At 64.8% G+C, this 2771-nt stretch carries 4 protein-coding genes; 1 reads left to right on the top strand and 3 read right to left on the bottom strand.

The window, feature by feature from the left end; genetic code table 11:
- Positions 1-186: 186 nt before the first annotated feature.
- The 3 genes from ACKUB9_RS34170 to ACKUB9_RS34160 form a co-directional block, all read right to left on the bottom strand.
- Complete coding sequence (locus tag ACKUB9_RS34170; RefSeq protein ID WP_407531127.1) at positions 187-459, bottom strand: hypothetical protein; 273 nt, start codon at positions 457-459, stop codon at positions 187-189.
- On the bottom strand, positions 422-1486 hold the full coding sequence (locus ACKUB9_RS34165; RefSeq protein WP_407531129.1) for an alpha/beta fold hydrolase: 1065 nt from the start codon (positions 1484-1486) through the stop codon (positions 422-424). The genes ACKUB9_RS34170 and ACKUB9_RS34165 overlap by 38 nt, the downstream gene beginning before the upstream one ends.
- Positions 1487-1589: 103 nt before the next feature.
- Entirely contained in the window at positions 1590-1862 is a 273-nt protein-coding gene (locus ACKUB9_RS34160) for a DUF2934 domain-containing protein (RefSeq protein ID WP_407531125.1), read from the bottom strand.
- A gap of 559 nt (positions 1863-2421) precedes the next feature.
- Here ACKUB9_RS34160 and ACKUB9_RS34155 point away from each other — a divergent pair.
- Positions 2422-2771: SDR family NAD(P)-dependent oxidoreductase (locus tag ACKUB9_RS34155; protein WP_407531123.1), on the top strand; the 350-nt coding region annotated here is incomplete at its 3' end.

The following is a 2771-nucleotide window of genomic DNA, read 5'->3' as shown; positions in this document are numbered from 1 at the left end:
CCGACGAGTGTGCCAACTTCTTCATCGCTGCCGGATACGATCCAGATTAAACCGAAAACGCTCTAGCTGGCATCCTCTGACATCGGCACCGGACGACCTCTCGTCCGGCGCATGCCCTCAGACCGACCTCAGAGGCTTCGTGACCCGTCCAGGAGGGTCAGGCCGGCCAGAGATCGGCCTGAGTGATCACGGCGTTTGCGCTTTCAGGGTACCTCGCGCCTGTCCGATCACGTCCTCGATCGCGATATGTCGGTCCTCGGCCTCGTCGCTGATGGCAAGGGAGGCGCAGCGTTCCGCCAACTCACCCTGAAGATCGTCGAGAGCGAGAACTTGCGCCTGCAGGTCTGGCAGGCTGGCCAGGTAGGCGAGAATAGTCCCTGCCGCCGTTGCGGCTTGCTCCACTTTACCGCTCTGGACGAACTCAAGCAGCAGGTCGAGGCATTCGGTTCTTGTCGTCATCGGTATTTACCTCGGCTTTTCTCCACTCGTATGCCGCCTTGACCTTGCTCTGCTCACCGGCACGCTCGACGGCCTCGACGACGTGCTCCGGTGCCAAGTGATGGATCATGTGGCCCTGGCCCGGCACGACCACCAGTTCGCTGTTCGCCAGCTCCCCGTGGAGCCGCTCCGATTGGCGGCCGACATCCGCGATCTGATCGTCCGCGCCCGTGATGATCACCACCGGCAGCGTCAGGTCGCGGTAGTGCTCCTGAAGCTCCACGGTGACCGGCGTCATGAGGGCTGCATCCTCGGCCGCGGCGCGGAGCTGCGAGGGACGTAGCATCAGCTCCTTCGGCATCTGCGCGTCGAAGCGCTCCGGCACGTCGGCGGGTGCGAACATCGCTTTGATCAGGCCCGGCAGGATCAGGCGAGAGATCGGCGGCGACACGGTGTGGCGCATCACGTCCCCGACCACCGGGATCGCCGGCGGCGAGAACACAAACACGTCGGCCCGCAGTGTCGGGTAGTAGTAGCCTGAGGCGAGCACGAGACTGCGGACGAGGTGCGGTGCTTGCAGCGCCAGGGCGACAGCGACCAAGCTGCCCCATGAATGCCCGAGCACGACGGCGCGCGACACGCCGAGACGCTCCAGTGCCTTCTCGAACAAGCTCGCGTGAGCCCTGGGTGTCCAGAGAGCCCGTGGTCGCGAGCTGTAACCGTAGCCAGGTCGGTCGATGAGGATGACCCGATGGCGTCTGGCGAGGTCATCCACGATGCCGCTGACCAGGAAATCCTGGATCATGGTGCCGTTGCCGTGGATGAGCACCAAGGGTTCGCCCTGCCCACGTTCCATGTAGTGCAGGCGCACACCATCGACGGTCATGAAGCGGCCGATGGGCGGATGACGCCGCTCGGCCTCACGGGCCTTCGCGACATTGTACAGCGCCAAGGCGCCGAGAGCCGCCGCGGACCCGATCAGGGTGGGTGCCAACCATGTCCGGCGGTTGGCGCGCCGCGTCGTGGCCTGGGTTCTGGCGTTGTGCATGCATCCTCGCTTAGTGCAGGCTGCATCAAGCTGAGGCTCTGCCGTTTGTTCCGCGCCGAGGGCAATCGTACAGCCGCTGCGATCGAGCAGCAGGTGCATCCGATCACGCGTGCGTGCTGAGATCCTTTTGCGAAATCAAGCGGGAAGGCGAGCTCTTGCCCTGTTTGACAACAAGCTGATTCTGCTTGTTGTCACGCTCGGCCTTGAGTTCCCGCTCAGCGGTGAGCCAGAACTCGATCTCGAAGCCGTCGGGCCGGTGATTGCGCTCCCAGAGATCGTAGGCGCGCTCACGGATCTGCTCGAACGTGATCTCGCCCGGTGCTTGCATGAACTCAGGTGCCGACGTGCGTTTCCGCTGCTCAGGAAACAGCGCCAAGGCGGCGCTGTTCCCGGCCAGAAACCCGCTTCACATTCGGCCCATTGGCTCGATGCTGTCGCCGAGCACAGTGGCTCTGTCGGCCCTCCTATGTGCATCAGGCCGATAGAAATGATCGGTTCCTCACGGCTCGGTGGGTCGCCATTGCCGACGCAGTGACCTGAGAGTCCCGTGTTGCAGCCGACGTCAGTTAACGGTGACGACACATCAAATGTCCGGACAGCGCCACTTCCAGACGTTGGCTTGCCACTTCCGAGATGTCCGCTCGTCACCCAGCAGCTGCCGTTGAGGCTGAACATCCAGGCCCGGCGCCCACAATCTGTCCTGCTCTGCCCCCCGCTCCAGCCGTGCTGCGCTGATCCCGAGCATTGGCAAGACGCGCAAATGCGCACGGGGCGCAACGCAAGTGCTCCTGGCGCGTAGCCTAGGACCCGGCTTGAACAGGAGCATACGCCGAATGAGACACAAGCCGCTGCGCGAGCAGGTCATCGTGGTCNGCGCAACGCAAGTGCTCCTGGCGCGTAGCCTAGGACCCGGCTTGAACAGGAGCATACGCCGAATGAGACACAAGCCGCTGCGCGAGCAGGTCATCGTGGTCACGGGCGCCTCGAGCGGCATTGGCTTGGCGACGGCCCGCATGGCGGCCGAGCGCGGCGCCCGGGTGGTGCTCGCCGCGAGGAGCGAGGACGTGCTGGCCCGGGTCGCCGACGAGATCGGAGCTCGTGCCGTGCACGTGGCCGCCGATGTGGGCCGGCGCGAGGACGTGCAGGCCATCGCCGACAAGGCAATCGCGACCTTCGGTGGGTTTGACACCTGGGTCAACGTGGCCGGCCTGACCGTCTACGGACCCCTGCGCGAGATCGCCCCGGAGGACCATGAGCGGCTGATCCGGACCAATCTGTGGGGCAC

It is taken from the genome of Methylobacterium oryzisoli, assembly GCF_046557895.1.
Classification (GTDB): Bacteria; Pseudomonadota; Alphaproteobacteria; order Rhizobiales; family Beijerinckiaceae; genus Methylobacterium; species Methylobacterium oryzisoli.
The sequence above is the reverse complement of the archived record's forward strand: the minus strand, read 5'-3'. Positions and strand labels throughout refer to the sequence as shown.

Excerpts from the sequence above, each read along its gene's own strand:
- ACKUB9_RS34170 (WP_407531127.1), bottom strand. The coding sequence starts at position 459 with ATGACGACAAGAACCGAATGCCTCGACCTGCTGCTTGAGTTCGTCCAG.
- ACKUB9_RS34165 (WP_407531129.1), bottom strand. The coding sequence starts at position 1,486 with ATGCACAACGCCAGAACCCAGGCCACGACGCGGCGCGCCAACCGCCGG.